Here is a 6782-nt window from a genome sequence, read left to right as displayed (position 1 = left end):
TGATGCCGCCGTGCGCGGTGAACTTCAGCGCGTTGTTGGCCAGGTTCAGCAGCACCTGCTTGATGCGCACCGCATCCCCGATCGCCTGCGCGGGCAGCTCCTCGCCGATCTCCACCGCGAAGCGCAGGCCCTTGCTCCAGGCCAGGCCCTGTTCCAGCTGCGCCACGTCCTCGACCAGCTGGCGCGGCTCGAACGGCGCCGGCTCCAGTTCCAGCCGCCCGGCGTCGATGCGCACCAGGTCCAGCGCGTCGTTCAGCAGCTTCAGCAGCATGCCGCCCGAGCGCTGCATCGCCCGCGTGTAGTCCTGCTGCTTCGGGTCCAGCGGCGTGTTCAGCAGCAGCTCCGCCATGCCCATCACGCCCGTCATCGGCGTGCGGATCTCGTGGCTCAGCGTGGCCAGGAACTGCGTCTTCGCCGCGCTCGCCTGCTCCGCCAGCGCGCGCCGCTGCTCGATCAGCTCGATGCGGTGCCGCTGCGCCAGCCGCCGCCGCCATGCCCACATGATCCAGCCCACCGCCGCCGCCACCGCCACCACGTACAGCAGCCACGCCCACCATCGTTGCCACGGCGGTGCCTGCACGTGGATGCGCAAGGGTGTCGCCAACTGCCCCCACGCCCCACCGGCACCGGCCGCTTCGGCATGCAGGGTGTAGTCGCCGGCACGCAATCCCACGAACTCGCGGTCGCCGCGGTCACCGGCATCCACCCAGCCATCGTCCATGCCTTCCATGCGGAACCGGTAGCGGTTCGCCAGCGGATTGACATAGGAAAGCGCGCGGACGCTGACGCGCAGGTCGCGATCCTGCCAGGCCAGCGCGACCTGCGGCTGGCTGGTGGGCAAGGCGCGCACGCCCCGGTTGTCGCGCACGTCGATGCCGACCACGGCCAGCAGCGGGGCCATGGCCTTCGCGCGAAGCCGCAACGGGTCGAACCCGATCACGCCACCCTGCGTGGGTGCATAGAACGGCCCGTCCGGCGCCAGCCGCGCGGCGCCGCCGATGAACTCGCTGTTGATCAGGCCGTCCTGCACCCCGTAGCGCCTGAATTTGCCGGCAGCCGGGTCATAGCTCCACAACCCGGTCTGGCTGAAGATCCACAGCCGTCCCGTACGGTCCGTGTCCATGCCCAGCACCACCGGGCTCGTCCACCCTTGCGCCGCCCCCACCACGCGGTCGCGGACGGCGCGGCCATCCTGCCAGTGGTAGTGCTCCAGCCCGTCGTTGCGCAGCAACCAGAACGTCGCTCCGATCTGCGTGAGGGAGAGGATGTCCTCGCCGCGCGGCACCCCGGGGACGAATTCCATGCGCCGGATGGCGGGGTTCCAGCGCATCAATCCCTCGTGGTTCGCATACAGGAGCCTGCCGTCCTGCACGTCCAGTCCCGACGGCCGGATGTCGACGTCCTTCGCGTCGACCGGCATCGGCACCGGGGTGACCTGCAGCGTCTTCGTGTCGACCCGCACCACGCCATCCTTCGCCACGGTGACGTAGATCGCGCCGTCGCCCCCTTTCACCAGGATCTCGGGCCGGGTGAACTGCCTGTGGTCCGCGTCGATGACCGTGTCCTTGCCGTCCTGGTAGCGATGCAGCGAGCCGCGCACGGTGAACCACAGGCTGCGGCCGTCCTCGGCCATCGCGATCACTTCGGTCTTCAGGCCGTCGAGCACGTGCTCGACCTTGCCGGTGGCCGGATCCAGCTTGTCGAGCTTGCCGCGCTCGCCCACCCACAGCCGGCCATCCGCGCTGGGTGCCACCGCCGAAGCCAGCGTGTCGCGCAGGCTGTCGGGATCGTCGGGGATGTGCGTATAGCGCGAAAACTCCTCCCAGCTCGGCGCCAGGTACGCGATGCCGCCATCGTAGAACGTGAACCACAATCCCCCTTCGCGATCGGTGATGACGCGCCAGGTCCATTCGCCGGGCAGGCCGCCCAGCACCAGCGGCTGGCTGTGGAAGCGATGGATGCCGGTACGCGGATCGACCATGACCACGCCGTGCAGCGTCACCATCCACAGCCGGCCGGAACGATCGCGGGCGCTGTCGAAGACGTACTCCGGCGCCATCTCCGCGGCGGTGAACATCGGCCGCGCCACGCCGTCGCTGTCGAGATGCAGCAGGCCGAGCCGCGTACCGATGCGCAGGTCGCTGCCATTGCCGTTGATGCGCCAGATCTGGTCGGGCTTGTCCTGGCCATGCACCACCTGGACCTGATGGACGCTGCCGTCCGGGAGCCGCTTCAGCAGCAGGCCGGACCAGGTGCCGATCCACAACGTGCCGTCGGTGTCGACCTTCAGCGCACCGACCATCCTGTCCCGGGCATTGCCGGCAGCGCCGCCGACGGCCTGCAGATAGGGCACATGCTCCAGCCGGCCGCCATCCGCCGACAGGTGATCGAGGCCGTTGCGGGTGCCCACCCACAGGCTGCCGTCATGGTCCCGTGCCAGCGTGATCACCACGTCGCTGGACAGGCTCCCCGGCTTGTCCGGATCGTGCCGCCAGTGTTCGAAACGTCCCGTGGCCGGATCGAGCCGGTCCAGCCCGGCATCGCCGGTGGCGATCCACAGCTTGCCGTCCGTCGCGCACACCAGCTGGGTGATGTCGTTGGACGACAGCGCATTCGCCGCGCCCGGCTCGGGCGTGTAGGCCTTGAATTCCACGCCGTCATAGCGCAGCAGGCCGCCGGAGCCGCCGAACCACATGAAGCCGCGCGCATCCTGCACCACCGCATTGATGGCCGAACTGGGCAGGCCATCGCTCGTGTCGAAGTGCTTGAACTGCGGCGTGGGCAACCGGCCTGCGGCCGACTCGCTGCCCGGTGCCGGAACGGCCGCCTGCCCCGCACCTGCGCTGGCCGCCACCGGCGCGGCAACGGACAAGACAGCCCCCAAGACCAGCGATGCAAACATGGCGTATCCCCTGCCCTCGCCGCATCATGCCAAAACCGCGATACCCGCGCGAGCGCAGTGCCCGGCGCGCAGGCGGCCTCGATCCCTGCCGCGAATGCTGCGTTCCGGTTTCGCCGCTGGCGCCGGGATCGGCGATCATCCAGACTTCGCCGCATGCCCCGCACGCATCCCGCACGCTGGTTGTCACTGTTGCTGGCCGCGCCGGCCATGGCCGCGTTCGCCGGCACGCACGAGTACCGTTACGACACCGTGCACAGCCAGATCGTCTTCAGCATCGACCACGACGGCTATTCGCGGCCGTTCGGGCGGCTGCACATCGCCCGCGGCTGGTTGCGCCTGGATCCGGACGACCTGGGCCAGGCCAGCACGGAGCTCGACATCGACCTGGCAGGCGTGGACATGGGCGACGCCGGTTGGAGCGCGGCGGTCTGCGGGCGCGCCCTGCTGGATTGTGCGCACGACCGCATGGCGCATTTCGCCAGCCGTTCGGTGGAACGCACCGACGCCAGCCACGGCGTGCTGCACGGCACGCTCACCCTGCACGGCGTGAGCCGCCCGCTGGCCATCCCGTTCCGCCTCAACCGCGTGGCCCGCACGCTGTACGGCCTGCATACCGTCGCCGGCTTCTCGGCCACCGCCAGCCTCGACCGCACCGACTTCGGCATCACGGCCTTTCCCGACTCGATCGGCCATCGCGTGACCGTGTGGATGGAACTGGAAGCGATCCGCGACGATCATTCCTCCACCGGTACCGATGCCACCAAGGATTCCCCATGAAGCTGCGCAGCGACGACCGCCACTGGGGCGCGGTCGCCAAGTCCCTCCACTGGATCGTGGCGCTGGCCATCCTCGGCAACGGCGTGTTCGGCCTGTGCATGGACCTGGCCGGCAACCCGATGCAGAAGATCAACTGGCTGGCGCTGCACAAGTCGATCGGCCTCACCGTGCTGGCGCTGATGCTGCTGCGCCTGGCCTGGCGCTGGGGCGACGGCCGCCCACGCGAGGAACCCGCGCCGCGCTGGCAGCAATGGGCCGCGCGCACCACCCACGCGCTGCTGTACCTGCTGGCGCTGGCGCTGCCGGTGAGCGGCTGGTGGTTCAACTCGGTGACCGGCAAGCCATTGCAGTTCTTCAAGCTGTTCAACCTGCCGGGCATCGCGGCGAAGAACGACGCATTGCGACACTTTTCGCACGCGCTGCACGAATACCTGTTCTGGTTCCTGGTGCTGGTGCTGGTGGGGCACGTGGGCGCCGCGCTCAAGCATCACGTGTTCGACCGGGACGACGTGCTGAGGCGCATGCTGCCGTTCGGCAGGCTGCGCAACGACAAGACGCAAGCAGGAGAACGCCCATGAAGAAGATCCGACACCTCGCCGCCGCGGCGCTGCTGGCGCTCGCGCTGCCGGCCGCCGCGCTGGCCGCCGACTACGCCGTGCAGCCCGCCAGCACGCTGGGCTTCACCGGAACCTTCCAGGGCGCCAGCTTCGACGGCGGCTTCAGGCAGTGGCACGCCACGATCAGCTACGACCCCGCGCGGCTCGCGCAGTCGAAGTTCGACGTCAGCGTGAACATGGCCAGCGTCGCGGTGAGCGACAAGGACCAGCAGGGCGCGTTGCCCGGCAAGGATTTCTTCGACGTGGCGCAGTATCCCACCGCGCACTTCGTCACCACCGGCTTCCGCAACGTCGGCGGCAAGGTGGTCGCGGACGGCAAGCTCACCCTGCGCGGCGTCACCAGGCCGATGAGCCTCGCCGTGGACTTCAAGCCACAGGGCAAGAACGCCACGCTCGACGTGGACGGCACGCTCAAGCGGCTGGACTTCGGCGTGGGCGGCGGCGACTACGCCGACACCTCGGTGATCGGCGCCGACGTGAAGGTGCATTCGCACCTGGTGCTGGTGGCGAAGTGATTCGCCCATAGGAGCGCACCCTGCGCGCGATGCCGCCCTTCGCCGCAGGAGCGGCTTCAGCCGCGATGGCGTGACGGTTGATCGCGGCTGAAGCCGCTCCTAAGGGACCGCGGCAAGGAAGGCGCGCACCGCCGCCGCGTCGAACGGCCAGTCCAGCTCGCGGCCGTCGCGCGCGTCATGCAGCACGGGCAGGCGCATGCCGTAGCGCGCTTCGAGCGCCGGCTCATCGTCCACCCACACGCTGTCGAACTCCGGCGCCTGCGCCTCGGCCAGCACCGCCAGTGCCAGGTCGCACAGGTGGCAGTAGTCGCGCTGGTAGAGGACGAGATCGGGCATGCGCCTGCGGATGGGAAAGTGCCCGCGTAGAATAGCGGCTTCCCTTCCCCACTCGCAGCGCATCATGGCCGTCAGCGTATTCGACCTGTTCAAGATCGGCATCGGGCCGTCCTCCTCGCATACGGTGGGGCCGATGCGCGCCGCGGCGCGCTTTGCCGAGCGCTGGCTGGAGGAAAAAGGCGTGCTCGATCGCGTGACGCGCGTGCGCGCCGAACTGTACGGCTCGCTGGCGATGACCGGCCGCGGCCACGGCACCGACAAGGCGGTGCTGCTGGGCTTCGCGGGCCAGCATCCCGACACGGTCGACCCCGACGCGATCCCCGGCATCCTCGAGCGCATCCGCGGCAGCGGCCGCATCCGCCTGCTCGGCAGGCACGAGATCGCGTTCGACGAGAAGGCCGACCTGGTCTTCAACAAGCGCCAGAAGCTGCCGTTCCACACCAACGGCATGCGCTTCTCCGCCTACGACGCCGACGGCAACGAGCTGGCCACGCGCGACTACTACTCCGTGGGCGGCGGCTTCGTGGTGAACAACGACGAGGCGGCCGAGGACCGCATCGTCGCCGACACGACCGAGCAGCCCTACCCGTTCTCCACCGGCGACCAGATGCTGGCGCTGTGCGAGAAGCACCATCTCACCATCGCGCAATTGATGATGGCGAACGAGGCCGTGTGGCGCCCCGAGGCCGAGACCCGCGCCGGCCTGCTCACGATCTGGAAGGCGATGCAGGATTGCGTCAACCGCGGCCTGCGCTCGCCCGGCACCCTGCCCGGCGGCCTGCACGTGGCGCGTCGCGCGCCGGCGATGGCGGAAGAGTTGCGCAACCAGCCCGAGGCCGCGCTGAGGGATCCGCTGACCATCCTCGACTGGGTGAACCTCTACGCGCTGGCGGTGAACGAGGAGAATGCCGCCGGCGGCCGCGTGGTCACCGCACCCACCAACGGCGCCGCCGGCATCGTGCCCGCGGTGGGCCACTACTACCTGCGCTTCTGCCCCAAGGCCGACGAGAACGGCATCATCGACTACCTGCTCACCGCCGCCGCGATCGGCATCCTGTACAAGGAAAACGCCTCGATCTCCGGCGCCGAGGTGGGTTGCCAGGGCGAGGTCGGCGTGGCCTGCTCGATGGCCGCGGGCGGCCTCACCGCCGCACTGGGCGGCAGCATCCACCAGGTGGAGAACGCCGCCGAGATCGGCATGGAGCACAACCTGGGCCTCACCTGCGACCCGATCGGCGGCCTCGTGCAGATTCCCTGCATCGAACGCAACGCGATGGGTTCGGTGAAGGCGATCAACGCCAGCCGCATGGCGCTGAAGAGCGACGGCAAGCATCGCGTGAGCCTGGACAAGGTCATCAAGACCATGCGCGACACCGGCCGCGACATGAAGGACAAGTACAAGGAAACCAGCCGCGGCGGCCTCGCGGTGAACGTGATCGAGTGCTGATGGCCCCTGCTCCCCGTGCTTGCGGGGAGCGTCTCCCTGCGCCCGCTCCGCGCCGCACGCGGCAGCGGATTTCCGGCTCGCCTGCGCCGGCAGGCCGCGTCGGCCGATACCGTCGCGTACGGCCACGCATGACCTTCGCGGGGTGACAGGCGCCACCCGGTCTGCAACCATCGGTTCCTTTCGGGGAT

The 6782-nt window shown here is 69.4% G+C and carries 6 protein-coding genes; 4 read left to right on the top strand and 2 right to left on the bottom strand.

Going from position 1 to position 6782, the window contains the following annotated elements; genetic code table 11:
* The coding region (locus ABQJ56_RS15510; protein WP_367845924.1) for a ligand-binding sensor domain-containing protein at positions 1 to 2872 on the bottom strand (2872 nt) is incomplete at its 3' end.
* Between the two features lie 183 nt (positions 2873 to 3055).
* Between ABQJ56_RS15510 and ABQJ56_RS15505 the strand changes: the two genes are divergently transcribed.
* The 3 genes from ABQJ56_RS15505 to ABQJ56_RS15495 are packed head-to-tail and all read left to right on the top strand — an operon-like array spanning position 3056 to position 4811.
* Entirely contained in the window at positions 3056 to 3679 is a 624-nt protein-coding gene (locus tag ABQJ56_RS15505; RefSeq protein ID WP_367845923.1) for a YceI family protein, read from the top strand.
* A complete protein-coding gene (locus tag ABQJ56_RS15500; RefSeq protein WP_367845922.1) occupies positions 3676 to 4257 on the top strand; it encodes a cytochrome b in 582 nt (193 codons plus the stop codon). Before ABQJ56_RS15505 ends, ABQJ56_RS15500 begins: the two co-directional genes overlap by 4 nt.
* Positions 4254 to 4811, top strand: a complete 558-nt coding sequence (locus ABQJ56_RS15495) for a YceI family protein (protein ID WP_367845921.1) — start codon at positions 4254 to 4256, stop codon at positions 4809 to 4811. Before ABQJ56_RS15500 ends, ABQJ56_RS15495 begins: the two co-directional genes overlap by 4 nt.
* A 99-nt stretch (positions 4812 to 4910) precedes the next feature.
* Here the strand turns inward: ABQJ56_RS15495 and ABQJ56_RS15490 are convergent, their stop codons facing one another.
* The gene (locus ABQJ56_RS15490) at positions 4911 to 5147 is read right to left on the bottom strand and encodes a glutaredoxin family protein (protein WP_367845920.1); all 237 of its coding nucleotides are present in this window, start codon (positions 5145 to 5147) and stop codon (positions 4911 to 4913) included.
* A gap of 64 nt (positions 5148 to 5211) precedes the next feature.
* On the opposite strand from ABQJ56_RS15490, the gene ABQJ56_RS15485 reads away from it, so the two are divergent.
* Positions 5212 to 6594 (top strand): L-serine ammonia-lyase, encoded by a 1383-nt coding sequence (locus ABQJ56_RS15485; RefSeq protein ID WP_367845919.1) that lies wholly within the window; start codon positions 5212 to 5214, stop codon positions 6592 to 6594.
* Positions 6595 to 6782 lie beyond the last annotated feature (188 nt).

The sequence above is a fragment of the Rhodanobacter geophilus genome (assembly GCF_040812275.1).
Classification (GTDB): Bacteria; Pseudomonadota; Gammaproteobacteria; order Xanthomonadales; family Rhodanobacteraceae; genus Rhodanobacter_A; species Rhodanobacter_A geophilus.
The sequence above is the reverse complement of the archived record's forward strand: the minus strand, read 5'-3'. Positions and strand labels throughout refer to the sequence as shown.